Origin of the sequence: Pseudoalteromonas sp. AOP7-A1-14, from assembly GCF_052376275.1 — a bacterium.
Lineage (GTDB): Bacteria > Pseudomonadota > Gammaproteobacteria > Enterobacterales > Alteromonadaceae > Pseudoalteromonas.
In genome coordinates this window covers 1-25932 of sequence record NZ_JBQSVO010000044.1, presented here as the reverse complement: position 1 = coordinate 25932, position 25932 = coordinate 1, and the positions used below count along the sequence as shown (strand labels likewise).

Sequence of the window (25932 nt, the reverse complement as noted above, 5' to 3'; positions counted from 1 at the left end):
GTTTGTCCGTTAGCGATCGGCAATAGTGCCGGCAAAACTAACGAGCTCTCTACGTAGCCATTGATGTGGGTTAGCGTGATGCAGCAATGGGCTCCAGAGCATTTTTATTTCAATTGGCACAATTTGAAAAGGGACTGGGCTTATTACTAAATCGGTATGTTTTGCCAGTAACATCGCTTGGCGACGTGGCAAGGTGGCTATTAATTCTGGTGACTGGCAAAGCAGGCTTGCGATCATGTAATGGCGGGTAAATACCCGTATATGGCGTGTCTGTTCTAATTGCCAAAGCGCCTCGTCAACCCAGCCGAGTTTTTGGCTACCTGATTTATTCGTGATAGCCGCTTCTGGGCCCCAGCCTGCGCGATTAACCCAAATATGTTCTTGGGCAAGGTAATTTGCTAAATCTGGCTTTTTTAAATAAGGACTTTTAGGATGGCTTAAGCAGCAGTAGTTATCTCTCCACACTGTTGATTGATGGAACGAGCGCGGCATACCATTAAAGCGGTTAATAGCTAAATCTATAGTGCCTTTTTCCATATCTTGTAAGCTGACATCACTTGGGTTTAACACATCAAAATTAAGGCCTGGATGTTTTAGTAGTTGGTTGGTGATAAAAGGTGCAATTAAAGTCGACTCTAAATAGTCGTTAGCCATTATTCTAAAAGTTATTTCAGCGCTAGTTGGGTCAAATAACTCACTCGGCTGGGTGATAGCTTCAGCCATTTTAAGCAAAGATTCAATCTCGGGCTTTAAGCTTAGTGCTTTCGCCGTGGGGGTCATATTGCCAGCAGCACGAACCAGTAGCGGATCGTCAAACAAGCCTCGCAAACGCTTTAATGCATTACTCATAGCTGGTTGTGTTAAAGCAAGTTTGTTGGCTGCTTTAGACACATTTTGCTCGTCAATTAGTACATTTAAGTAGACTAACAAGTTGAGATCGACATTTCTTATATTCATCGGATCAATCTTATTTATTTGCTTTATTAATTATCTAAATTAAAGCGCGGTTGCTATGGTAAGTAAATCATTAATAAAAAATAATTACTATAACTGATAAATATATGTCTGAATTATCTGAGTCAAAAGCTGAGCCAAAAAGCATCACAGTAAACGAGCCTTTATTAGATCTTATTGCTACTAAGCTAGCGCGCGCTGTTTATGCGGGGTTTGAAGGGATGTTTGCAGACTTTTTAAATATAACTCTAGGCGCGCAAAGCCGGTTTGAACAAAGACAATGGCATGATGTGCAATCAGCAATGCGTTTAAGGCTACAGGTATATGAAAAGAAGGTAAAAAAAGTAAGCGATGCGGTTAATGTAATAGCTTTCGATGAGTTAAATAATAGTAGCCTTTGGCAGCGAGCTAAAAATATTTACGCACAAATGGTGCTTACCCATGAAAATCAGCCCATTGCTCATACTTTTTTTAATTCTACTTTTGGCGCTATTTGGGACGATCGCAAAATTCGTACTGTGCATTTGTTTGTGCTAAAAGCAAAATACCGTGCAAAGCCGCGTTCATTCGATCAACTCGTTAGTCGTTTATCGTTACAAATGGGTTTTGATCAAGCTATTGACATGCTAGTTAAACGCCATGTTTTTCGAACACCATTTGAAAACATTGAACGCGATATTGCTTTATTACAGCAAACGCTAAGTGCGGGAGCTAAAGAGCAATGCCCACAAGTTTATCAGTTACTTAAATTAAATGATGGCTACATCGAATACGCTAACTCACTCTTTTTTAGAAATAAAGCCTGCTATCTTATAGGTCGTTGTATCGCTAAAAATGGCGATAATATGCCCTTTGCTATTGCTATTTTAAATACAGAGAATGGTTTAAAACTTGACGCCGTAATGATGGGGGCTGATCAACTGAGTTTACTGTTTGGTTTTGCCCGTACATATTTTATGGTCGATACTGATCAACCCGCGCGTTATGTGGATTACTTATCGGTATTAATGCCCCATAAAAAACGTTTTGAATTATTTAACGCCATTGGCTTTATTAAGCATGCTAAAACCGAGTTTTATCGTTATAAGGTCGACACCACCAAAAATAGCCCCGCTTGTGATAAATATATTATAGCCCCAGGTACTCCTGGCATGGTGATGTTGGTATTTACAACTCCCGGCTCTGACTATGTTTACAAAGTTATTAAAGATAAATTCAGTGCCCCAAAAACAGCAACTAAAGCACAGGTAATGGCTAAGTACGACTTCGTAAAACAAGCCGATAGAGTGGGGCGTTTGGCCGACACCCATGAGTTTAGTTACCTTGCTTTTGATCTTAGTCGGTTTAGTGATGAATTGTTTGCCCAAATGCGTGAGAGTATTGCAGGTTCAATGATCATAGCCAACAAAGCTTTAGTACTGCAACACGTCTACGTTGAACGTAAAATGATGCCACTGAATTTATATATTACTCAATGCGAAGAAAAACAGTTAGTTGAAGTAATGAACGATTACGGTAAAGCAATTAAAGATTTGGCTGGTGCTAATATTTTCCCGGGTGATATGCTCATGAAAAACTTTGGCGTAACTCGTTGGGGGCGAGTAGTTTTTTATGACTACGATGAAATTTGCCCCTTAACAGACTGCCAATTTCGGGAATTACCAACGAGTCAAAATAGCTTTGAAGAACTCAGCAGTGAAAGTTACTTTGATGTAGCTGAGAATGACATTTTTCCGAGCCAATTTAGTATTTTCTTTAGCGCCAATCCCCGTGCATATGATTACTTTTGTTTGCAACATCAGGATTTATTTAGTGCTAATTTTTGGCAGGTTTGCCAAACACATATTCAAGCAGGTCAATTGCCTGATGTTTATCCGTATAAACAAAGCTGGCGCTTTTAAAGGGTATATAAACAAAAGTTAAGGAGATAGCTACCGATATTAGTTTGAAGTGGCTAAAGGATCTAAAGTCATCTCTATAAAGTTTCGCCCCCAAAGGTAATTTGAATTGCATTACTTAAAAGGATGCGACATTTCATTATACTGCTAATAAATATACACTTAAAAACAAGTCATTTATCGAAAAATTTCGTACGGTAATATTACTTTATTATTCGCATGAGAATGGCGGTTGATTACAAAATAGAATGGCTATTATAGCATCATTATCTGAGGATAAATGGTAAATTAATGGTGGTCGAAGTTTGGCGAAAGATTAATTAATTCTGATTTTTAGTGAAGGAGCTCAAATGCAATATATTTCTCACCATGATAATAAACTTAGTATGAGCACGACTGAGAAGCCACAATTAAACGCTAATGAAGTATTAATAAAAGTGGCGGCAATCGGTGTTAACCGCGCTGACTGTATGCAGCGCCAAGGAAAGTACCCAGCCCCTAAAGGTGACAGCCCTATTTTAGGACTAGAATGCGCAGGAACGGTTGTTGAACTCGGTGATGAAGTAGACAATACTTCATGGTTAAATAAAGGGGTATTCGCATTGTGTGCCGGCGGCGCATACAGTGAATATGTCGCTGTTGATGCCGAGCAACTTATGGCATTGCCAGAGAATATTAGTGCTGAGGAAGGGGCGGCGATAAGCGAAGTGTACTTAACCGCGTTTGGCGCATTATTTCAGTTAGGTAATTTGCAACAAGGTCAAACTACATTAATTCATGCTGGCGCAAGCGGCGTGGGCGGCGCGGCAATTCAAATGGCTAAGCGTGTAGGTGCAACAGTGGTTATAACCGCGGGTAGTGATGAAAAATGTCAGCATGCAAAGGCGCTAGGGGCTGATCATGTTATAAATTATAAAACTACTGACTTTGTTGAGTATATGCACGAACATCAACTACTCGCTAATGTAATTGTTGATCCAGTTTCAGGCAGTTATTTAAATAGAAATGCCAGTATTGCAGCTATGGATTGCCAAATTGTCATGCTAGCATTTTTAGATGGGCGTTTTAGTGAGGTGGACTTTGCTAAATTATTACAAAAACGTATATCGTTTCATGCTTCCACTCTTAGAAACCGTAGCCAAGTATTTAAACGCCAATTGCGAGATGAGTTTGTAGCTAAGTTTTATGACGATATTAAAAATCAGCATTTTGATTTAAATATCTATAAAGCGTTACCTTGGCAACAAGCAAGTGAAGCCCATGCAATGCTGGAAAACAACGAAAATGCGGGGAAAGTGGTGTTATTGGTTACAGCTGAAGACTAAGTTACTTTTTATGACTTTAAAAATGATGACGCAGACCCAATAAATACGCAATGGCTTAATTGAAGTTAAATTGAACGTTAAATAAAAAGTGAACCGTATTATGAATCCAATTATAGCAACACTAAAAGAACACAACGTAAGCGATGAAAAAGTCCATGAGCTTTTTCAGGCCTTTACCGAAAATCCAATGGCGGCAATGGCACTTGTTCAGCAGTTAGGTATTCCACCAGAGCAGTTACAACAGCTGATGGGCTTAGTGATGACTCAGCCACATTTAATTAAAGAAGCAAGCGATGAGTTAGGTATTAGTGATGCTGAATTTGCAAAAGCGAAAGAGCAGTTAAATAACCAACAGTAATTTTTTATACAATTAGGCCAAGGTGTTAGCCTTGGCCTAGGATCTAGCACACACTTTGTTACACTCCTGATTGAACCCCTTCAAACAAATATTAGTCATAACTGTAGTTGTAAATAATCATTAAAACCAACAATATAGAGAGCCGATATGAAACCGCTTGCAAAAATATGGAAGAATAATCGCTCACTCATCGTCTTTATTTGTCTAATGAGTGTTTTTAGAAGTGCTGTTGCCGATTGGTATGAAGTACCTACTGGATCGATGAACCCGACGATTGTAGAAGGCGACCGCATATTAACTGATAAAATGGCCTATGACCTACGCGTACCATTTACAAAAATATCATTGTTACGGCTGTCCGAGCCAGAAACAGGCGATATAATAGTATTTGATTCTACCGCTGCGCAAAATCGTTTAATAAAACGAGTTATCGGTATGCCAGGTGACAAAGTCGCGCTTATTAATAATCAGTTAGTAATTAATGATAAAAAGATCAATTACACTAACATCAGTGAAAGCCCAATGAGCTATATAACAATAGAGGATCTTCATGGTGTTAAGCACGCGATAAAATTGGATAAACAACATTCTGCGGTACAAAACTTTCCTGCAGTAACGATTCCAAAAGATATGTATCTTGCAATGGGGGATAATCGTGATAACAGTGCAGACTCCAGAGTGATTGGCTTAGTGCCCAGAGCCGAATTACTAGGTAAAGCGCAGCGGGTGATCGTCTCGCTGGATTATGATGACTATTACTTACCTCGTAAAGAACGAGTGCTTAAATCACTTTATTAACTAAAGTAAAGCATACTAAATGTGCATAGAGGGTAATACATTAGCTGCTTTTGTTATTTTCTAGCACTTTGATTTTATCAAGAATTTGTTCGGCTTCGTATGTAAGTGCAGAGTAACCTTTTATATCGCCATTGCGTTGTGCAAGCATGGCTTTTTCAAGTTTGGCACTATATTGCTGATTCAATTTTTTTAATGGATCTGTTTTGAATAAAGAAAACATACTTATTTCTCGTTTTAGCTATATATTTTAGATACGAAAAATGGGCAATAGTCGATCATTTTCTTTAAAGCAAAAAAAAGCCGCTGAACTGTGAACAGCGGCTTACATCTATCTGAACAATTACATTACACGCATACCAGGCTCTGATCCTTCATCAGGGTTAAGAATATAAATTTCTTTACCACCAGGGCCTGCCGCAAGCACCATACCTTCAGACATGCCAAAACGCATTTTACGAGGTTTAAGGTTGGCAACCATCACGGTGAGCTTTCCTTCAAGATCTTCAGGTGCGTAAGCTGATTTAATGCCCGCGAATACTTGGCGCGATTCGCCGCCTAAATCAAGGGTAAGCTTTAATAGTTTATCAGCACCTTTAACATGCTCAGCTTTGGCTATTTTAGCTATGCGTAAGTCTACTTTTGCAAAGTCGTCAAACTCAATTTCAGCTTCAATCGGCTCTTTAGCGAGAGGGCTATTTTGATCGATTTTATTTTTTTCTGCTAATAGGCTTTCTTTTGATTCATCAATCATTTTATTTACTTTATCCATTTCAACGCGCTGCATTAATGGTTTAAATTTATTTATTTCGTGATTGGTGAGTGCTGTTTGCACGCCTTGCCATGTTAGCTCATCGTTTAAGAATGCTTCAACGTTACTTGCCATACCTGGTAAAACTGGTTTTAAGTAGGTGATTAACACGCGGAACATGTTCAAGCCAAGGGAACATACTTGATGAGTTTCTTGTTGCTTGGTTTCGTCTTTAATAAGCACCCAAGGCGCGGCATTATCAATAAATTGATTTGCTTTATCGGCAAGCGCCATTATTTCGCGAATTGCGCGGCTGTACTCACGGTTTTCATAATATTCAGCAATAACATCAGCAGCGGCTTGAAACTCAGCCAATAACTGTGGTTGCATGACTGTGTCACTTAATTTTCCGTCAAACTTTTTAGTGATAAAGTTTGCACAACGACTCGCTATATTAACTACTTTACCCACTAAGTCAGAGTTTACGCGCTGAGCAAAGTCTTCAAGGTTTAAATCAAGGTCGGTAATACCGCCATTGAGTTTAGCAGCGTAATAATAACGTAAGTATTCAGGGTCGAGGTTATCTAAATATGTTCGTGCCTTAATAAATGTGCCTTTTGACTTTGACATTTTTGCGCCGTTAACGGTCACAAAGCCGTGGGCAAATACATTGGTTGGCTTTCTAAACTGTGCGCCTTCAAGCATTGCTGGCCAAAATAGGCTGTGGAAGTAGATAATATCTTTGCCGATGAAGTGATAAAGCTCTGCGTCTGAGCCTTCGCGCCAAAACGCATCAAAGTCGATGTTTTCACGTTCACAAAGGTTTTTAAAACTGGCCATATAACCAATGGGCGCATCCAGCCAAACATAAAAGTATTTACCTGGTGCATTAGGAATTTCAAAACCAAAATAAGGCGCGTCGCGGCTGATATCCCATTGGTGCAAGCCATCAGCAAACCATTCATCAAGCTTGTTAGCCATTTCTTGTTGAATACTTCCAGAATGGAGCCATGTTTTTAGCATGCCTTCGAATGCTGGTAGGTCAAAGAAATAATGTTCAGAATCTTTTAAAATAGGCTCTGCACCCGACATAACAGAGCGTGGATTAATTAAATCTGTTGGACTATAGGTTGCGCCACAAGCGTCGCAGCTGTCACCATTTTGATCTTCAGACTTACATGTAGGGCACGTGCCTGTTACAAAACGGTCTGGCAAGAAAATGCTTTTCTCTGGGTCAAATAACTGTGAAATAGTATGTTTTTTGATATGGCCGGCATCATTAAGGCGGTTGTAAATAAGCTCGCTTAATTCTTTATTTTCTTGGCTATGAGTACTGTGGTAGTTATCAAATTTAATATTGAAGTCAGCAAAGTCACGTTGGCGCTCTATACTCACTTTTTCCACCGCTGCTTCTGGCGTGATCCCTTGTTTTTGCGCGTTAAGCATAATTGGTGTGCCATGGGCATCGTCGGCGCAAACGTAATATGTTTCGTGGCCTTGCTGTTTTTGAAAGCGTGACCAAATATCAGTTTGGATATATTCCAATAAGTGGCCTAGGTGAGTGGGGCCATTGGCATAAGGTAATGCGCTGGTAATCAGGATCTTTCGCTGTGCCATAATCATTCCGAATTGAGGATAAATCGCTATTTTGTGGCGTATTTATCATATTTTTATCATGCGCTAAAAGCCAATAAGCGATTGCGCGCGCGATATTTGTTAATTGACTGGTGTTAATGCCGTGAATGTTACATAATTCCGAGGCAATTTTCATCAAAGAAACGCTAATTTATTGCTATGTTTGGACTGTCAAAACTATTCTCCGGCAAATCGCTGGAAAAACAACCGATATTCACAGCCTTGGCAAACTACCGCAGCGGCGCATTTCCCATAGGTTTGGATAAAAATTTTATAAATACTATTACAAGAGATGATAGTAACACCCTTGTGCTGTCTTTAACGCTGCCTTTTGCGGCTTTACAAGAAATGCCAAAGGTTGCCACGTTTTTAACTGAGCAACTTAACTACAAAGTAACCATCAACGCAGAAGTACAATTAACTGAGCCGAGTAAGTTTAAAAACATTAAACACATTGTGTTAGTAGCTTCAGGTAAAGGTGGCGTGGGTAAGTCAACTACGGCGGTTAATATCGCGGCAGCACTGCAGCTAGAAGGCGCGGCTGTTGGTGTACTTGATGCAGATATTTACGGCCCTTCTATCCCCATGTTATTGGGCTTACAAGGCGCAGAGCCAAAAACAAAAGATAATAAGCAATTATTGCCTTTTGATGCTCAAGGCCTTAAAACACAATCAATCGGTTATTTGGTACCGAGTGACGACGCTACTGTTTGGCGTGGGCCGATGGCATCAGGCGCGTTAAATCAACTACTTAATGAAACAGATTGGGGCGGGCTTGATTATTTAGTGGTTGATATGCCCCCGGGCACCGGCGATATTCAATTAACCATGAGCCAAAAAGTTCCTGCCAGTGGCGCACTTATTGTTACTACTCCACAAGATTTAGCCCTTGCCGATGCGCAAAAGGGTATCGCCATGTTTAACAAGGTAAATATGCCTGTGCTTGGGTTAATTGAAAATATGAGTTACTTTGTGTGCGATCACTGTGGTGAGTCAAATCATGTATTTGGTAAAGACGGTGCAATCAAGCTTGCTAGTAGGCATGGCGTTCCCGTGCTTGCCAATATACCGCTGGCAACTGATATACGTGAATATTCAGAGCAAGGTAAATTAATATCTCGTGATGTCGATACGCCTCTTAGTAACGCCTTTACAAGTGCCGCACGGTTATTAGCGAGCAGTTTATATTATCAACAATCATCGCAAAGCGCGGTTGAAATTGTGATTACGGATGACTAAAAATGAGATTATCAGATACCCATATTAAACAATATATTGATGATGAACATATTATAATAGAACCGACACCTAGCGAAGATATGATTTCTGGAGTGACGGTTGATTTACGCCTTGGTAATAAGTTTCGGGTTTTTCAAGATCACACCGCGGCTTATGTTGATTTAAGTGGCCCAAAAGATCAGTTAAATAAAGCCATGGAATCAATAATGAGTGACGAAATAGTGTTAGCTGAAGGCGATGCCTTTTTCTTGCACCCTGGCGAACTTGCATTGGCAATCACCTATGAAAAGGTGACTTTACCAGCCGATATAGTGGGTTGGCTTGATGGTCGTTCTTCATTAGCCCGTTTAGGTTTAATGGTACATGTGACTGCGCATCGAATCGATCCTGGTTGGTCAGGCAATATTGTTTTAGAGTTTTATAATTCAGGTAAGCTACCGTTAGCACTTAGGCCGATGATGAAAATAGGCGCGATGAGTTTTGAAACGATGTCAGGCCCATCATCGACACCTTATAACACGCGTAAGGATGCTAAATACAAAGATCAAAATAGTGCAGTGGCAAGTCGCATAAGCGATGATAACAACCAGTAATACTGTTTTTTATAGAAGATAAAAAGCTTTCCTTTTTTGTGCTTAAACATTAACTCAAGCTGGCAATTTTCCTCTTTCAAGTCATACAGAATAAAATGAATAAGTAACACACTATGCTAGAGGTATTTTTATTTTCAACTTCATGTGTATTTAACGGATGCTAAAATTTATGGTTCAGAGGCTTTACTTCGCTGGCACCACCCTGAGCTTGGACATGTCCCCCTGATTTGTTCATTCCTATTGCGGAGTCATCAGGTGTTATTTCAGAATTAACCGAATGGGTGGTAACACAAGCCTTTGCCTTTCAAGGGGAAATAATAAAACGTTACCCGAAGCATATTTTATCAATTAATATTTCGGCTAAAGACTTAACCCGTAAAGAGTTACCAGTGTTATTTATAACTTTGCTTAATGAATATCAACTGTCGGCTAATAGCATTATGATTGAATTAACAGAGTCGGCTACGCTTGATGAAGGGCAAAATATAAAAACAGCCCTGCAAGAGTACCGGTTAATTGGTGTTAAAATTGCGATAGATGATTTTGGCACGGGTTATTCTTCTTTAGCCACACGGAGTCAAATTGGCTTTGATGAAATAAAAATAGATAAGCAATTTGTGACGAATCTTGAGTATTCAAAAAACGACAAACTATTTGTCGGGCGACTTGCGATATAGCTAAAAGTTTAGATTCACAGGTAATAGCGGAAGGTATTGAGGGTGAGCAGGCATTACAAGTGTTACTAAGTTACGGCTGTGAAATTGGTCAAGGCTATTATTTTTCTAAGCCATTGGCATTTAATGATTACATGCTGTGGCTAAGTGATTATTTAAATCATGCCTCTACGCCTGGTGTAGTAAATAACCTAACTGGGAAAAATAATCATTAAGTGCTTTATCGGCATTAACAAGTACCGATTCGGCTGGATAAATTAGTCCACTGTGTTTGAGGGTGCCTACCAAAAAGCTATTTTTTATGTGTCTGTGGCGGGCTATGCAGGCTTCAAAGCAGCGCGCAGCTAATTCTTCAGGCATACTCATATAATGTTGCTGGTGGCGAGTATCAAAAGCGATTGCTTGTTTAACATAGTCATTTCCTTTGTCTTCTTGATTAGTTAAAAACACTGCTTTATAAAACGCACATAAGGCTTGGTTTAGTGGGTGTGCGACGGCTACTTTAGCTTGAAGCCAGCGAGCAGATGCAAATTGATTTGGCAATGCACAGGGAAATAAAAACCGGCAAATATGATGATCAAAAGCATGAAACCACTCATGGGCAAGGGCACCTCCGCCTGCATTCTTTGCCAGTGCCAAGGTTTGTGTAGCGCTATTATAATGTGCTTGTACACCTTGCTGGCCGCCATGGCCAAAAGCAAAATTTAACTTTCCTCGCAGACCAATTGCTTTCGGTGGCAACTGTAGAATCTGCGCTAAATCTGCCAGAGCATCATAAATTAAATTCGCGCTAATAAAGCGTTCTTCCTTTGTTACCCACTTACCAACTATCATGGTACGAAAGCCAAACGTGTCGCGAATATCTAAAAAATCGACCTGATCATCAAAGCGGTAGTCAGGTCCTTGTCGGTAAAACCCGCGTCGTAATCGGTTAACGTTTTTAGTCAAAATAACGGGCTTTTACGTGTTTAGGCATAAACTGGGTTTGCTTTTCAATAAAGGCATTAAGTAGTTTATGTAATGGCGCTGTAGGTTGGTTTTCAAGTAACTTTAAACTATAAGCAATGGCTTCCAAAGTAGATAAGCTATCGGGCCTTAGCGCTTTACGAATAACATAACGATTGGTTGGTAAATTCTTAAAACTAACTTTTTGAAAATGATTAAGCTTAGGTGTTAACTGTATTATTTTAAATGCTTTTTTCCAAGTGCCGTCGATAACTATTAAATGGCTTATTGAAAAAGGGGAGGGATAGTTATTAACTTCGCCCTTATTTTCGCTAGTGCCTTCATTATTATTACCAGTAGTATGGTCAGAAAACTTTACTTTATCGTCAAGAACTATGGCATCTTCATCGGGATATAGCACAGCAGTAGAGTCTGTAGGAAAATCGCTTAAAAAAGGAAAATCCTCATCACACTCTCCAATATAAATTTCACAGTTCGTGAGTGCAAGACTTACTAAACGAGCTGTGTTTTTACTGGCTTTTACTTCACTAGGATGCTGTAAGATAATTATTTTTAGGTTATTCTTAACAGCTTCTATCGCATCACAAATGCAGGTTTGTTGGCTATATTGGCAATGATTGCAAACTGAACGAGACATAACGTAAACTAACTGATAATAAACAGACAAAAATCATACCTAATTATACCTGCTAAGTTAAGTTTACGTGGGTGTTTTAATAAAAATAAGTAGATTGGCTTTAAGGATAATAAATGAATACAGTGACAATAGATGAAAGTGCATTAGAAAGTATGGAGTCATTACTAGGTGAACAGTTTAGTGACACATTAGTTTTTTGTTGTGCTGAGTTTGAACGTCTTGGTGGGGAAGTATTAGCTACTATTCATAATGATGTTCAAGCAGCAACACGCCATGCACATAGTTTAAAGTCAAACGCGGCACAGTTTGGTGCCACGAGTTTATCTGAAGTTGCCCGCGAAATTGAGCAGAGCTTAAACAATGCTGATGTAGTTAATGCTATTGCTGTATCCAAACAGTTGGATGGACAAGTTTCGGGTTCAAAAATAAAACTAAATGATTGGCTGTAATCACGCTAATAATGAAATAAATTCAGTTTCAATGGCTTAAATCCATAGGCATTTTAGGGTAATCTAACTGCTCACTAGTAGAGGTAAAAATGTCAGAAATAAAAAAGAGTCAAAAACTAGATGGCGTTTGCTATGACATTCGCGGGCCTGTGTTAGCACAAGCGCGTAAAATGGAAGATGAAGGTCAAAATATTCTTAAGTTAAATATCGGTAATCCAGCTGCTTTTGGTTTTGATATGCCAGAAGATATGCACCGTGATATTATTCGTAATTTATACTCAGCTCAGGGCTACTGTGACTCTAAAGGCCTCTACTCAGCCCGTGTAGCTATTTATCAGCATTACCAACAACGCGGATTGTACAACTTAGACGTTGATAATATTTATATCGGTAATGGCGTAAGTGAGCTTATTCAAATGACCACTCAAGCATTATTAAATAATGATGATGAAGTGCTTATTCCTGCTCCTGATTATCCGCTTTGGACGGCCTCGGTTAAATTAGCAGGCGGCAATCCGGTACATTACCTGTGCGATGAAGAGCAAGATTGGTTTCCAGATATTGCTGATATCCGCAGTAAAATCACTTCAAAAACAAAAGCTCTGGTACTTATAAACCCGAATAACCCGACGGGGGCAGTGTACTCTGATGATTTATTGCAGCAATTGATTGATATTGCTCGCGAACATAAACTCTTACTGTTAAGTGATGAAATTTACGAAAAAATTCTTTATGACGGTATAAGCCACAGCTCGATCGGCGCACTGTGTGATGATGTGCCTATTATTACTTTTAACGGCCTTGCAAAAACTTATCGAGCAGCAGGTCTTAGAATGGGTTGGATGGTGCTTAGTGGTCGAACATCGTTAATGGATGACTTAATTCGTGGTTTAGACATACTGGCTTCTATGCGCTTATGTGCCAATGTACCCGCACAATATGCAATTCAACAAGCGTTGGGCGGCGTACAATCTATCGATAGTTTAATTGACCCCGGTGGACGTTTATATGTGCAGCGCGATATTGCATGGCGAGGTTTAAATGCAATTGATGGTATTTCCTGTAAAAAGCCAAAAGGCGCATTGTATGCGTTTGCTAAAGTAGACACTGAGCGCTTTAATATTAAAAGTGATGAGCGAATGATTTTGGACTTACTTAAAGCTGAAAAGATTTTATTGGTTCATGGCCGCGCGTTTAATTGGCCAAACCCAGATCATTTCAGGTTAGTGTTTTTACCTAATAAAGATGACCTTACCAGTGCGGTTGATAAAATGCAGCGTTTCTTCAGCGATTATAAGCAAAGCTAAAACTAAGCGACTATAAAAATATAAAAGCCCGTGTTATTAACACGGGCTTTTTGTAAGTACTTTTAATTAATCTTTAAATAAGGCTAATAAACTTACCACCACCTTGATGAACTTTGTTTTGCTCATCAAGGTATTGTTGTAACCGGGAAAATAACCTAGTAGGGCGGTAGCATTCATTTCAGACTTTCCCGTCGCGGTTTAAAGCGCTTCTTGACAAGGACGACTTGACCCCACTTCTAACCTGGCTTTGAGTTTTTCTATGGCGGTATTAGAGTTATAGACCGAGCAACGATGAATAGCTTCTTTGTTTCCCGCGATTTCGTATAAGCTACGATGAAAATCAAACTGTAGAATATGCGCTAAAAATAATGTGTATAAGGGGGCTTCTACACCTTGGTACTTCTCACTTGAATCCCAGCACGCTTGATTTTAGTTTTCAGGCGCTACTTGATCAGAAAACTTTCCAACGCCATTGATCTTTTAATAAACCAAATGAAATAAACGTAACTTTATCGAATGTCTTAATATTAAGCTTCTGTATGGAACGTGGAATTGTGCATATTAAGGTGACTAGCATATATTGAGCCGTTTTAATTATGAGCAAAGATAGCTTTACACTGAGATTGTATTTATACAGGGATAGGTCATAATTAAATTATCAATATTTACCAGAAACGTGAAGGATAGTATCTATGTCAGTGTTTATTCTACTAGTGGTTGTTGTGGTAGTGGTTATTTTTGCGGTGAAAGATATCCGTATGAACCTTATCACTCGACCTGCATTTAAAATGTTTAAAAAGGTACTCCCGCCGCTTTCGCAAACAGAGCGAGAAGCAATGGAAGCTGGTGATGTATGGTGGGATGGTGAATTATTTAGTGGTAATCCAGACTGGCAACAATTACATAAATACCCAAAACCTGAACTAAGTGACAAAGAGCGAGCTTTTTTAGATGAGCAAGTGGTGCGATTACTTAGTATGCTTGACGACTACCAAATTGTTCAAAAAGATAAAGACTTACCAAAAGAGGTTTGGGATTACTTAAAAGTGGAAGGCTTTTTTGCGCTGATCATCCCTGAAAAATTTGGTGGACGAGAGTTTTCAGCTATTGCTAACTCAACCATAGTAGCAAAAATTGCTACTAAAAGCTTAACTGCTGCGGTAACTGTAATGGTACCCAATAGTTTAGGACCTGGAGAACTCCTTTTACATTATGGTACAAAAGAGCAACAACAGCGCTGGTTACCAAGCCTTGCTAAGGGGGATGATGTTCCCTGTTTTGCTCTCACCGGTCCAGAGGCGGGTTCTGATGCCGGCAGCATTCCTGATTCAGGGGTGGTCTGTAAAGGCGAGTTTAATGGTGAACAAGTGATAGGGCTTAGGCTTAATTGGTCAAAGCGCTATATAACACTGGCGCCGGTTGCAACAGTGCTTGGTTTAGCTTTTAAAATGTATGACCCTGATGGTTTATTGGGCGATGATAAAGAGCTGGGCATTACCTGTGCACTTATTCCTACCGACCACCCTGGTGTTGAAACAGGTGAACGTCATTATCCACTGAATATGGCTTTTATGAATGGCACCACTTATGGCGAAGATGTATTTATTCCTATTGATTGGATCATTGGCGAGGAGCAAGGCGCTGGTCGTGGTTGGCGTATGCTGGTTGAATGTTTAAGTGCTGGGCGTGGAATTTCTTTACCTGCATTAAGCAGTGCAACAGGACATTTAGCAGCGCGTATGACGTCAGCTTATGCGATGGTCCGTCAACAGTTTGGTTTATCAATCGGTCATTTTGAGGGAGTGCAAGAATCATTAGCCCGTATAGGCGGGTTAACGTATGCACTGGAGTCTTGTCGTTTGATGACTGCAGGGGCTATAGATTTAAAATTAAGCCCGTCGGTGGTAACTGCAATAGCAAAATATCACATGACCGAAATGGGGCGTACAGTGATGAATGATGCGATGGATATTCATTCAGGCAAAGGAATTCAGGTTGGGCCAAATAACTACCTTGCGCATGGCTATATGGGTATACCTGTGTCAATTACTGTTGAAGGGGCGAATATTCTTACCCGTAATTTGATGATATTTGGTCAAGGCGCGACACGCTGCCATCCATTTGTACTTAAAGAAATGGATGCCGCGGCGATGGAAGATGGTGATTTAGCGCTGAAAGAATTTGATTCACTGTTAATGGAGCATATTTTATTTGCTGCCACGAATGCGGGTATGGCATTCACTCATGGTTTAACTCGAAGTGTTTTTGCATCATCACCAGTATCTGGCGAAACAGCTAATTACTATAAGCAACTAGGGCGTATGAGCCGAGGCCTTGCTTTCACTACCGATGTTGCCATGTTGGTATTAGGTGGAGAGCTAAAACGAAAAGAAATGATTTCAGCTCGCTTAGGTGATGTATTAAGTCATTTGTACTTAGCATCAACTGTTTTAAAGCGTTATGAAGATGAAGGACGTCAGCAAGCGGATTTACCTTTTGTTAAATATGCTGTTGAGCATTCATTGTTTGAAATAGGCCAAGCGTTTGATGGGTTCTTTAAAAATTTCTCGAACCCGGTCGTTAATTTTATACTCAAACGCATAGTGTTCCCGGTTGGAAACCATTACCACAGCCCAAGTGATGATATTGCAAAAACAATGTGTGATCACATGACTAAACCCGGTGTGTTTCGTAACCGCTTAACGCACTTATGCCATGTAGATGATAATGCCGGTACAGGCATTATGGAAAACGCGTTTATTGCCATGGAAGAAACCCGTGAGCAATTTAAACAACTTAAAAAGTGGCAACGTGCAGGTAAATTGGAACACAATTTAAATATTGAAGATGCAATTATTTCTGCTGCCTCTAATGAGCTAATTGATGATGCAACGGCTAAGCAAATGCAAGCGGCTAATGAGTTACGAAAAAAGGCGATAGCCGTCGATAACTTTAAAGAAGGTGAGTTGTAGCATTCTCTTATTAAGAATAAACCTAAAAGGCCTTGTAGATAGCAAGGCCTTTTTTAGGTATATAGAATTCAGCGTTTAACGGGGGATTGGTTGAACAGCGATTTACATTGCTTTTAATAAGGGAAAAAGATAGCTATTCTTTTAATATACCAACTGCCTTTTTTGCGGATCATTTTAACGCTGCGCATGTCATCCACTTTATTACCCATTAAATTGGCCGGTAAAAATCAGATTAATATCGACTTCTTCGCCATATTGCTCACGTAAACTCATATTTACCACATTGTCATATTGCATGTTAACTAAGTTACGGACGAACTGGTTAGGTGTGCCGTATGACTTCATTATTCTTGCCATTTTAGGGAGCCATAGTGCTAGCTTTTTCAAGACCTTGTTGGTTATAAAGAATATCAAAAAATAGCGCAGCGCTGTTATCAGGCGTATTACTCTCACCTTGTGGTGTTTTTAAGTCACCACAAGCGTTAAGCAATTAAAAAAGGGTGGCTTAGCCACCCTTTTTTAATTATAAAGAAATGGTTGTTTATTGAACCATTTCTTTTTCACTGAATTCTTCAGCAAACATTGGGCTTGAAAGGTAGCGCTCTGTAGCACTTGGTAAGATAACCACAATATTTTTATTCGCATTTTCAGGTTTTTCAGCAATACGTTTAGCTGCAACAACCGCAGCACCAGAAGAAATACCTACTAAGATACCTTCATGTTTCATTAATTGATGTGCCATATCAATAGCATCTTCATTTGAAACTAATTCAGCGCCATCAATTACTTCTAAATCGAGGTTACCTGGAATAAAGCCTGCACCAATACCTTGTATTTTATGAGGGCCGGGCTTAATTTCTTCACCGGCTAGTGTTTGGCTAATAACGGGTGAGTTTGTTGGCTCAACCGCAATTGCTTTAACATCTAAGCCTTTTTCAAGTTTTAAATAGCGGCTAACACCTGTTATTGTACCGCCGGTTCCTACACCCGCTACAAAAAAGTCAACTTTTCCGTCAGTGGCTGAAAAAATTTCTGGGCCTGTAGTTTCAAAATGAATCTTAGGATTAGCTGGGTTTTCAAACTGCTGTAGTAAGATAAACTTTCCAGGTTCACTGGCTTGAATTTCTTTAGCTTTTTCTATGGCGCCATTCATACCTTTTGCACCATCTGTAAGTACTAAGTTAGCACCAAGTGCTTTTAATAGCTTACGGCGCTCAAGACTCATAGTATTAGGCATCGTTAGTGTTAGTTTATAACCTCGAGAAGCGGCAACAAATGCCAGTGCTATACCTGTATTCCCAGAAGTTGGCTCGATTAGCTCTTTATCTTTAGTTAATAAACCTGACTCTTCAGCTTCCCAGATCATTGAGGCACCGATACGGCATTTTACACTGAAGCTTGGGTTGCGTGATTCTACTTTAGCAAAAACATTTCCACCTGTTACGCGATTAAGTTTAACTAGGGGGGTGTTACCAATACTTAGTGAGTTATCTTCAAAAATTGTAGACATAGAATGTTCCCTTAGGTGTAATTTGTTCAAACGGGACTGATTTTTAAAATCAGTATTTAATAAGCACACTTTACTGCTGATTGAAAAAAATTAAAGTAAAGTTTGGCTATAAGATATATTTATTCGACTATTGCTTACGATCCGCTGATATTTTGCGCAAACAAACCGTTGTTGAGCGGTTTTGTAACACATGCAGATTAAAACATGGTAAAACTTACTTATTGTAATAGTGAAGTGATCGTTATGAACTTAATTTTAAAATTAATAGCCGGTATTGTTGCGGGTATTTTAGTTGGTCTTTATGTGCCGCTAACAGGTGTTGAGCTGCTCTACACGGTAAAAGAAATTATCGGACAGCTGCTTACCTTTACTATCCCCCTTATTATTTTATTTTTTATTGCTTCAGGTATTGCTGGGTTACCTAAAGGCTCAAACCATTTATTGGGTAAAACGGTCGGCTTTGCCTATGGCTCTACAATTATCGCGGGTACATTAGCTTTTATGCTTGTTAGCGCAATTATTCCACTATTTGATGGTGGATTAACATTCAATGCAGAAGTAGCGACACCGTTAAGTAATTTGATTAATTTAAAAATCCCTCCTTTAATGGATGTTATGACTGCACTTGCAAGTGCATTTATATTTGGTATTGGGATAAGCCAATTACAGCTAGAGACACTTAAAAAAGTATCTGACCAAGGGCGAGATATAATTGATGCCTTACTTGCAAAGGTAATTATTCCTGCTTTACCATTTTATATTGCCGGTGTATTTGCTGAAATGACTGTTGCAGGTACTGTATTTGAGACACTACAAACATTCGGTGTTGTGCTCGTTGCTGCACTTGTTATGCACTGGTTATGGCTAAGTGTGCTTTATATTAGTACGGGCGTATTATTAAAACGTAACCCGATTGAATTAATTAAAAACATGCTTCCAGCCTATTTTACTGCACTAGGTACTATGTCGAGCGCCGCAACGATTCCTATTTCATTACGTGCCAGTAAAGCTAATGATGTCCAAGAAGATGTCGCTAATTTTAGCGTACCTTTGTGTGCAACTATTCATTTGTCGGGTTCAACAATCACTATTGTTACTTGTGCCATGGCAGTAATGTTTTTATCACCGAGTATGGATGTTCCTTCATTGGTAGATATGTTGCCATTTATTATGATGTTAGGAGTGGTTATGATTGCAGCCCCTGGAGCACCAGGCGGGGCGGTCATGTCTGCTTTGGGTCTATTAACCAGTATGCTCGGCTTTAACGACAGTGCCGTTGCACTGATGATTGCACTTTACCTTGCGCAAGATAGTTTTGGTACTGCCTGTAATGTTACAGGTGATGGTGTGATTGCTTTATGGGTTGATCGCTTTAGCAAAAAAGCAGATTCATAAATTAGTTGAAAGCATTCATAATAGAGTTATCGTTTTATCTTTTCTATGCTAATGTTGCTGCATTAAGTTGTTGCCAAAGCAGATATTTGGTTTTTTGAGGGTGTACCATTGATTAATGTACTTTTAGTTGATGATCATGAGCTTGTTCGTACAGGTATTAAACGAATTTTAGATGATATTCGTGGTTTTAAAGTGATTGGTGAAGCTAAAACAGGTGAAGAAGCCGTACAATTTTGTCGTCAACACTCTCCCGATATTGTGTTAATGGATATGAATATGCCTGGCATTGGTGGACTTGAGGCCACAAAGAAAATTTGTCGCTATTGCCCAGATGTTAAAATCATCGTGCTGACGGTTAACTGCGAAGATCCATTCCCAAGTAAAGTAATGCAAATTGGTGCGCATGGCTTTTTAACTAAAGGTGCTGGTTCTGACGAAATGGTTAACGCTATTCGTGCTGTTAATGCTGGTCAACGTTATATTGCTCCTGAAATAGCTCAGCAGATAGCGTTAGCTCAAATCACCGGACGCACTGATGAAAATCCTTTTCAAAGCCTTTCAGAACGTGAATTACAAATTATGTTAATGATCACTAAAGGTGAAAAAGCGCAGAATATCGCAGAACGTTTAAACTTGAGCTCTAAAACTGTCAACAGTTATCGTTATCGTATGTTTGAAAAGCTTAATGTTGGGGGGGATGTAGAGCTAACGCACTTAGCTATCCGCCACAAGATGATCGATATAGAAAGTTCGCACTAACTAGCCCTATGGCAGAGTTTGATTCAGCGCATTTTTTAAAAACGCTTTCAAGTGAACCCGGTGTTTACCGGATGCTTGATAGTGAGAGCCAAGTTATTTATGTGGGTAAAGCTAAAAACTTAAAGAAACGCGTTGCCAGCTATTTTCGCGGCAATATCACAGACAGTAAAACTCGCGTTTTAGTAAGTAATATTGAAGCTATAGAAGTCACACTTACTAATACCGAAACAGAAGCGTTGCTGCTTGAAAATAACCTCATTAAAAAATATAAGCCGCGCTATAACATTTTGTTGCGTGATGATAAGTCCTATCCGTATATTTTATTAACGGCTCACAAACACCCTAGACTTTCATTTCATCGGGGGAGTCGAAAAACTAAAGGTGAGTATTTTGGACCATTCCCAAGTGCGGGAGCGGTGTCTGAAAGCTTACGCTTAATGCAAAAGATTTTTCCTGTACGCCAATGCGAAGATGCTTACTATCGCGCCCGTAGTCGGCCTTGTTTACAATATCAATTAAAACGTTGTTCAGCACCGTGTGTAAATAAAGTGACGGACGAGGCGTATTCTGAGCAAGTTGATTATGTACGTAAATTTTTAATGGGTAAGTCTCAGGAAGTAATTTCTGACTTAATTACGAAAATGGAAGACGCGAGCAATGCTTTGCAGTTTGAAGCCGCGGCTAAAGTGCGTGATCAAATAATGTTACTGCGTAAAATGCAAGAACAGCAGTCTATATCAGGTAGTCACGCCGAAATGGATGTTGTCGGTTTTGCACATTTAAACGGCTTAAACGCGATTCATTTATTAATGATCCGTGACCATAAAGTACTGGGCAGCAAAACGTATTTTCCTAAAGTTCCTAAAGACTCCTCTGAGCAAGAGATTCTTACTTCCTTTTTGGGACAGTATTATTTAGCCACCGGCGCAACAGGACGAATAGCCAAAGAGGTTATTTTACCTTTTGAGACAAATGAAAATGAAGCGCTAAGTGCTGCACTCTCGTCTATTTCTGAGCGAAAAGTTAGTTTAAAAGTGGTTACTCGGGGTGAGCGAGCGCAATATCTCAAACTGGCCACTAAAAATGCACTAAATAGTATCAATGTGAAACAAAGCGCTCAGGATTCAATTAATAAACGTTATGCGCAATTAAAAGAAACACTTCGTCTTGATGATATCAATCGTATGGAATGTTTTGATATCAGCCATACAATGGGAGAAAACACTGTTGCAAGTTGTGTAGTGTTTGATTCTCAAGGGCCTAGTAATAAAGAGTATCGGCGTTATAATGTTACAGGCATCACTGGTGGTGATGATTATGCTGCAATGGAGTTTGCGCTTAATAAACGCTATAACAAATTAGTAGATGAAGAAAAAATCCCTGATGTTATTTTTATTGATGGTGGTAAAGGGCAGTTAGGTAGAGCAGAGCAATATTTTGAAACTTGGTCGCATACTAAAGTACCTTTGTTAGTAGGTGTTGCAAAAGGCACAAGCAGGAAGCCAGGCCTAGAAACATTATTAATTGATGGTGGCCGTAAAACAATTCCACTTGATTCTGATGCGCCAGCGCTGCACTTAATTCAACATATTCGTGATGAGTCACACCGTTTTGCAATAGCAGGACATCGTAATAAACGCCAAAAACAGCGCACACAATCACTATTAGAAGAAATCGGTGGCGTAGGACAAAAACGTCGACAAGTATTATTAAAATATTTAGGGGGCATGCAAGGGGTAAAAGCTGCTAATATAAAACAACTGAAACAAGTTCCTGGGATCAGCCCTGACATGGCTGAGAAGATATTTAATCATTTGCATGACAAGGCGTAGTCCTTCATGCGAATATAAAAAAAAGACATCTCCAAGTAGTTATGTGGAATATTCCAAACACACTCACAACCTTTAGACTTTTTCTTATCCCCATTTTTTTGGTGATATTTTATTTGCCTTACTCATGGGCTTTTTTTGTTGCGGCTTTTGTTTTTTTGTTCGCCTCAATAACCGACATTCTTGATGGTTACCTTGCACGTAGGCTTGATCAATCAACACCATTTGGCGCGTTTTTAGATCCTGTTGCCGATAAGGTAATGGTATGTGCTGCATTGGTTGCTTTATCTAGTTATTATCAATCTTTGTATATGACTATTCCAGCGTTGGTGATTATCAGCCGTGAAATTGTTATTTCTGCACTTCGTGAATGGATGGCAGGGCAGGGCAAGCGCGATAATGTTGCTGTATCGAATATGGGCAAAACAAAAACCGCAGCGCAAATGCTCGCTATCATTGGTTTGATCTGGCAATTTGATAGTTGGATGGTTTATTTAAGCTATGCATTACTTTATATAGCAACCTTTTTAACCTTAAGCTCAATGCTACAATATTTGTTCGCTGCATGGGGGGAACTGACTAAAAATTAACGTAAATGTCTAATAACAGACCGTTTTAGATAAAAAATAAGCAAACAGTCCAAAACTAGCATTTTTTGTATTGACGCGTTTAATAATCTCTGTAGAATGCGTCCGTGTTGAGAGGGCACAGCCCCAAGATGATTGATGTATGCGGCACTAGCTCAGTTGGTAGAGCGCGACCTTGCCAAGGTCGAGGTCACGAGTTCGAGCCTCGTGTGCCGCTCCAAATTATCTAAGGTTACCCCGACATTGGGGCGGAATGGCAGAGTGGCCATGCACCGGATTGCAAATCCGTCTACCTCGGTTCGACTCCGGGTTCCGCCTCCATTTCAACGCTCCACATGCTTTAAATAGCAAACTCGATGCCCGAGTGGTGGAATTGGTAGACACAAGGGATTTAAAATCCCTCGCTCAACAGGGCGTGCCGGTTCAAGTCCGGCCTCGGGCACCACTTTGTGGTTTTATTACATTGCCAATGTGTAATATATAAAAAATAATATAACTTTGTTATGTTTAGAATTAATATGATGCGGCACTAGCTCAGTTGGTAGAGCGCGACCTTGCCAAGGTCGAGGTCACGAGTTCGAGCCTCGTGTGCCGCTCCATATTAGTTTTATCCACTTGCTTTTAGTAGCAAACTCGATGCCCGAGTGGTGGAATTGGTAGACACAAGGGATTTAAAATCCCTCGCTCAACAGGGCGTGCCGGTTCAAGTCCGGCCTCGGGCACCAATATTTGGATGTTGCATAACTAAAGTGCAATTCAAACTTATAAGTTAATTTTTAATATTTGCGGCACTAGCTCAGTTGGTAGAGCGCGACCTTGCCAAGGTCGAGGTCACGAGTTCGAGCCTCGTGTGCCGCTCCAATTATTTGGAATTGTTAAGGCGGAATGGCAGAGTGGCCATGCACCGGATTGCAAATCCGTCTACCTCGGTTCGACTCCGGGTTCCGCCTCCATTTAATTGCTCCACATGCTCATAGAGCAACCCGATGCCCGGGTGGTGGAATTGGTAGACACAAGGGATTTAAAATCCCTCGCTCAACAGGGCGTGCCGGTTCAAGTCCGGCTCCGGGCACCACTTTTTACTTCCTTTATGTAAATAATACCCATACTCATATCCGCTTACACTATACTAATATCATTTCGTATATGAGCACTATAATGAAAATTTAAACAAGGTATTAGCCAATGGGGGACTGTATAATCGTCTGCTTGGCCATTTTGCATGTATTAATACCCATTGCAATGGTTACCTCTTCAATTAATAATTCATTGAAAGTAGAAGAAATTAGTCAACTCAGCACCTAAGTAAGGCATATGATAAATAATGCCCACCATAAATAATTACCAGTTAAGAGCTAAATAAACCTTAACGATATAGCAAAAATAACAGCTACAAGCAGTATTATCAGAGTGTTTTACATAAGAGTAAGTAAATATTGTTAAGCAATTACGCATGAGCAAGTATAAGATTAAAATTAATGGATCAATTATAAATATATCCGATTTTGAGCCGCGTATACTAACACCTTGCTAAGTATGTTTTAGGACTTATAGATAAACTGAGCCTTAAATCAAAATGTAACCAATTAAAAAGGTACCGACGTGCTCGCCGATACCTTTTTAGTTTAAGTGGTTACCACGCGCTAGGATCCACTTCTTTTGAAAGTTTAGGGTGTTTACTTTTATCAAAGGTTGGTACTAATCCTTGCTTGCGTTGATTGTTATAATCTTTTGCTAGCCAGACCACGACCCCTGACAACATAAATAAAGCAATGATATTTATGATAGCCATAAATCCCATAGATACATTCGCTAATGTCCATACGACTTTTACTTTTGCTAAAGCACCAAACATAACCATAGCTAATACTAAAAACCTGAATATTAATAGTCCTGTTTTATCATCGTGTTTTAGAAATAATAAATTTGACTCCGCGTAGGAATAATTAGCGACTATAGAGGTGAAAGCGAAGAATAAAATTGCAATAGCAATAAAAATCGCCCCACCTTGGCCGATATGTTCTACTAATGCTGCTTGTGTGAGTGCGATACTGGTTAACCCAGAGCCTGGGACAAGTTGTTGGGATAATAAAATTAGCGCCGCTGTGGCAGTACAAATAACCATTGTATCTACAAATACACCTAGCATTTGTACATAACCCTGTGAGGCAGGGTGAGGCGGGTTCGGTGTAGCTGTGGCAGCCGCATTCGCTGCACTACCCATACCAGCTTCGTTTGAAAATAATCCTCTTTTGATTCCTTCGATTAATGCTTGGCCAACAGCGTAGCCTAATGCACCTGCACCTACTTGGGTTATACCCAATGCGCTATCGATGACCTGCATAAATACTGACGGTAACTTGGCATAATTGATTACACATACATATAGTGCAACTAGTAAGTAGACAAGCGCCATAAAGGGCACGACTAATTCAGCAAATCTAGAGATAGTTTTAATCCCACCAAATATAATCAGACTCGTTGTAGTAACTAATATGATACCGACAACATAATCTGGTACGCCAAAGGCCACGTTAAAGGCAACAGCGATTGAATTTGCTTGCACTGCATTAAAAATTAGTCCGAAAGCTAGGATTAAACATAATGAAAACGCAATACCCATCCAGCGTTTACCAAGACCATACTGCATATAATAAGCGGGACCACCACGAAAATTCCCATGGCTATCCCTTTTTTTATAAGCTTGAGCGAGCGTGCTTTCGGCAAAACTCGTCGCCATGCCGATCAAAGCAATAAGCCACATCCAAAATATTGCTCCTGGACCCCCTAAATATAAAGCTAATGCTACCCCGGCCATGTTACCTGTACCTACTCGCGCAGCTAAGGATGTACAAAAAGCTTGGAAAGAGGTTATTCCATCTTTTGAACCTCCACGACTTTTAAGCATAACCTTTATCATATGAGGGAATTGCAGTATTTGAATGAAACCTAACCGTACTGTAAAAAATATACCTGCACCAATAAGAAGGTATATCAAGACAGTCCCCCAAATGAATACATCCAGATCGTTTATGGATCTAATAGAAGGTAGAGGAGTCGTTAAGATGTTATTGAGTATATAGCCTACGTCGAACATAGCGTTTACCTAAAAGCTGATTTTTATTTCGGCCCGGAATCTACCATAGGTATACTCAATAGTTTAGTTTAAAAGAAAATATCCTGCAGTTATGCACAGGCTTCTGTGGGTAAATTGTGCTTATGTGGTGTGTATGGGTGTATATGTTTGCGGTATAAAATATATGGCAATTTATTTCAAAAAACGCTTGCGTAAAAAGTTA

Annotated in this window: 20 protein-coding genes, 8 tRNA genes and 3 pseudogenes; 22 read left to right on the top strand and 9 right to left on the bottom strand. The window is 39.7% G+C overall.

Going from position 1 to position 25932, the window contains the following annotated elements:
* Positions 1-9 precede the first annotated feature (9 nt).
* Entirely contained in the window at positions 10-957 is a 948-nt protein-coding gene (locus ACT3RM_RS08805) for a LysR family transcriptional regulator (RefSeq protein ID WP_441835167.1), read from the bottom strand.
* A gap of 104 nt (positions 958-1061) precedes the next feature.
* Between ACT3RM_RS08805 and aceK the strand changes: the two genes are divergently transcribed.
* The 4 genes from aceK (at position 1062) to lepB (ending at position 5333) form a co-directional block, all read left to right on the top strand.
* Entirely contained in the window at positions 1062-2855 is a 1794-nt protein-coding gene (gene aceK, locus ACT3RM_RS08800) for a bifunctional isocitrate dehydrogenase kinase/phosphatase (RefSeq protein WP_441835168.1), read from the top strand.
* A gap of 347 nt (positions 2856-3202) precedes the next feature.
* A complete protein-coding gene (locus tag ACT3RM_RS08795; protein ID WP_441835169.1) occupies positions 3203-4177 on the top strand; it encodes a zinc-binding dehydrogenase in 975 nt (324 codons plus the stop codon).
* Between the two features lie 100 nt (positions 4178-4277).
* On the top strand, positions 4278-4535 hold the full coding sequence (locus ACT3RM_RS08790) for a DUF2999 family protein (protein ID WP_441835170.1): 258 nt from the start codon (positions 4278-4280) through the stop codon (positions 4533-4535).
* A 147-nt stretch (positions 4536-4682) separates the two neighbouring features.
* Positions 4683-5333: a signal peptidase I gene (lepB, locus tag ACT3RM_RS08785; protein ID WP_441835171.1), complete on the top strand. Its 651-nt coding sequence runs from the start codon at positions 4683-4685 to the stop codon at positions 5331-5333.
* Positions 5334-5373: 40 nt separating this feature from the next.
* Here the strand turns inward: lepB and ACT3RM_RS08780 are convergent, their stop codons facing one another.
* Together ACT3RM_RS08780 and metG are read right to left on the bottom strand one after the other, a co-directional pair.
* A complete protein-coding gene (locus ACT3RM_RS08780) occupies positions 5374-5553 on the bottom strand; it encodes a DUF6435 family protein (RefSeq protein ID WP_441835172.1) in 180 nt (59 codons plus the stop codon).
* Positions 5554-5673: 120 nt separating this feature from the next.
* Positions 5674-7698 (bottom strand): methionine--tRNA ligase, encoded by a 2025-nt coding sequence (metG, locus tag ACT3RM_RS08775; protein ID WP_441835173.1) that lies wholly within the window; start codon positions 7696-7698, stop codon positions 5674-5676.
* 177 nt (positions 7699-7875) lie between these two features.
* Here metG and apbC point away from each other — a divergent pair, with 177 nt between their 5' ends.
* The 3 genes and pseudogenes from apbC (at position 7876) to ACT3RM_RS08760 (ending at position 10437) form a co-directional block, all read left to right on the top strand.
* Complete coding sequence (gene apbC / locus ACT3RM_RS08770) at positions 7876-8955, top strand: iron-sulfur cluster carrier protein ApbC (protein WP_441835174.1); 1080 nt, start codon at positions 7876-7878, stop codon at positions 8953-8955.
* A 2-nt stretch (positions 8956-8957) separates the two neighbouring features.
* On the top strand, positions 8958-9548 hold the full coding sequence (dcd, locus tag ACT3RM_RS08765) for a dCTP deaminase (protein ID WP_441835175.1): 591 nt from the start codon (positions 8958-8960) through the stop codon (positions 9546-9548).
* A gap of 227 nt (positions 9549-9775) precedes the next feature.
* Positions 9776-10437: pseudogene (locus ACT3RM_RS08760) on the top strand (EAL domain-containing protein).
* Here the strand turns inward: ACT3RM_RS08760 and ACT3RM_RS08755 are convergent.
* Together ACT3RM_RS08755 and ACT3RM_RS08750 are read right to left on the bottom strand one after the other, a co-directional pair.
* On the bottom strand, positions 10391-11170 hold the full coding sequence (locus ACT3RM_RS08755) for a CLCA_X family protein (protein WP_441835176.1): 780 nt from the start codon (positions 11168-11170) through the stop codon (positions 10391-10393). The pseudogene ACT3RM_RS08760 and the gene ACT3RM_RS08755 sit on opposite strands and share 47 nt — an antisense overlap.
* Positions 11163-11825: a tRNA-uridine aminocarboxypropyltransferase gene (locus ACT3RM_RS08750; RefSeq protein WP_441835177.1), complete on the bottom strand. Its 663-nt coding sequence runs from the start codon at positions 11823-11825 to the stop codon at positions 11163-11165. The genes ACT3RM_RS08755 and ACT3RM_RS08750 overlap by 8 nt, the downstream gene beginning before the upstream one ends.
* Before the next feature lie 113 nt (positions 11826-11938).
* Here ACT3RM_RS08750 and ACT3RM_RS08745 point away from each other — a divergent pair, with 113 nt between their 5' ends.
* Both ACT3RM_RS08745 and ACT3RM_RS08740 read left to right on the top strand, forming a co-directional pair.
* A complete protein-coding gene (locus ACT3RM_RS08745; RefSeq protein ID WP_441835178.1) occupies positions 11939-12274 on the top strand; it encodes an Hpt domain-containing protein in 336 nt (111 codons plus the stop codon).
* Positions 12275-12363: 89 nt separating this feature from the next.
* Positions 12364-13581 carry a pyridoxal phosphate-dependent aminotransferase gene (locus ACT3RM_RS08740; RefSeq protein ID WP_441835179.1) on the top strand — a complete coding sequence of 406 codons (1218 nt, stop codon included), beginning with the start codon at positions 12364-12366 and terminating at the stop codon, positions 13579-13581.
* 73 nt (positions 13582-13654) lie between these two features.
* Here the strand turns inward: ACT3RM_RS08740 and ACT3RM_RS08735 are convergent.
* Positions 13655-14152, bottom strand: a pseudogene (locus ACT3RM_RS08735) (M2 family metallopeptidase); the annotation flags it as partial.
* A gap of 121 nt (positions 14153-14273) precedes the next feature.
* Here ACT3RM_RS08735 and ACT3RM_RS08730 point away from each other — a divergent pair.
* The gene (locus tag ACT3RM_RS08730; protein ID WP_441835180.1) at positions 14274-16553 is read left to right on the top strand and encodes an acyl-CoA dehydrogenase; all 2280 of its coding nucleotides are present in this window, start codon (positions 14274-14276) and stop codon (positions 16551-16553) included.
* Between the two features lie 113 nt (positions 16554-16666).
* Here the strand turns inward: ACT3RM_RS08730 and ACT3RM_RS08725 are convergent.
* Together ACT3RM_RS08725 and cysK are read right to left on the bottom strand one after the other, a co-directional pair.
* Positions 16667-17043 (bottom strand): annotated as a pseudogene (locus tag ACT3RM_RS08725) (hypothetical protein).
* A gap of 51 nt (positions 17044-17094) precedes the next feature.
* On the bottom strand, positions 17095-18063 hold the full coding sequence (cysK, locus tag ACT3RM_RS08720) for a cysteine synthase A (protein WP_441835181.1): 969 nt from the start codon (positions 18061-18063) through the stop codon (positions 17095-17097).
* A gap of 243 nt (positions 18064-18306) precedes the next feature.
* On the opposite strand from cysK, the gene ACT3RM_RS08715 reads away from it, so the two are divergent.
* The 12 genes from ACT3RM_RS08715 (at position 18307) to ACT3RM_RS08660 (ending at position 23708) form a co-directional block, all read left to right on the top strand.
* The gene (locus tag ACT3RM_RS08715) at positions 18307-19458 is read left to right on the top strand and encodes a dicarboxylate/amino acid:cation symporter (RefSeq protein WP_441835182.1); all 1152 of its coding nucleotides are present in this window, start codon (positions 18307-18309) and stop codon (positions 19456-19458) included.
* A gap of 108 nt (positions 19459-19566) precedes the next feature.
* On the top strand, positions 19567-20217 hold the full coding sequence (gene uvrY, locus ACT3RM_RS08710) for a UvrY/SirA/GacA family response regulator transcription factor (RefSeq protein WP_441835183.1): 651 nt from the start codon (positions 19567-19569) through the stop codon (positions 20215-20217).
* An 8-nt stretch (positions 20218-20225) separates the two neighbouring features.
* Complete coding sequence (uvrC, locus tag ACT3RM_RS08705) at positions 20226-22049, top strand: excinuclease ABC subunit UvrC (RefSeq protein ID WP_441994874.1); 1824 nt, start codon at positions 20226-20228, stop codon at positions 22047-22049.
* A 41-nt stretch (positions 22050-22090) separates the two neighbouring features.
* A complete protein-coding gene (gene pgsA, locus ACT3RM_RS08700) occupies positions 22091-22636 on the top strand; it encodes a CDP-diacylglycerol--glycerol-3-phosphate 3-phosphatidyltransferase (RefSeq protein ID WP_441833781.1) in 546 nt (181 codons plus the stop codon).
* 141 nt (positions 22637-22777) lie between these two features.
* Positions 22778-22853 (top strand) — tRNA-Gly (locus ACT3RM_RS08695).
* 27 nt (positions 22854-22880) lie between these two features.
* Positions 22881-22954 (top strand) — tRNA-Cys (locus ACT3RM_RS08690).
* Positions 22955-22991: 37 nt separating this feature from the next.
* A tRNA-Leu gene (locus ACT3RM_RS08685) sits at positions 22992-23078 on the top strand.
* Between the two features lie 78 nt (positions 23079-23156).
* Positions 23157-23232: transfer RNA gene (locus ACT3RM_RS08680), tRNA-Gly, on the top strand.
* A gap of 39 nt (positions 23233-23271) precedes the next feature.
* Positions 23272-23358 (top strand) — tRNA-Leu (locus tag ACT3RM_RS08675).
* A 60-nt stretch (positions 23359-23418) separates the two neighbouring features.
* Positions 23419-23494: transfer RNA gene (locus ACT3RM_RS08670), tRNA-Gly, on the top strand.
* Positions 23495-23512: 18 nt separating this feature from the next.
* Positions 23513-23586 (top strand) — tRNA-Cys (locus ACT3RM_RS08665).
* A gap of 35 nt (positions 23587-23621) precedes the next feature.
* Positions 23622-23708, top strand: a tRNA-Leu gene (locus ACT3RM_RS08660).
* A 558-nt stretch (positions 23709-24266) separates the two neighbouring features.
* On the opposite strand, the gene ACT3RM_RS08655 is transcribed toward ACT3RM_RS08660, so the two are convergent.
* The gene (locus ACT3RM_RS08655; protein WP_444511360.1) at positions 24267-25730 is read right to left on the bottom strand and encodes an alanine/glycine:cation symporter family protein; all 1464 of its coding nucleotides are present in this window, start codon (positions 25728-25730) and stop codon (positions 24267-24269) included.
* Between the last annotated feature and the right edge of the window lie 202 nt (positions 25731-25932).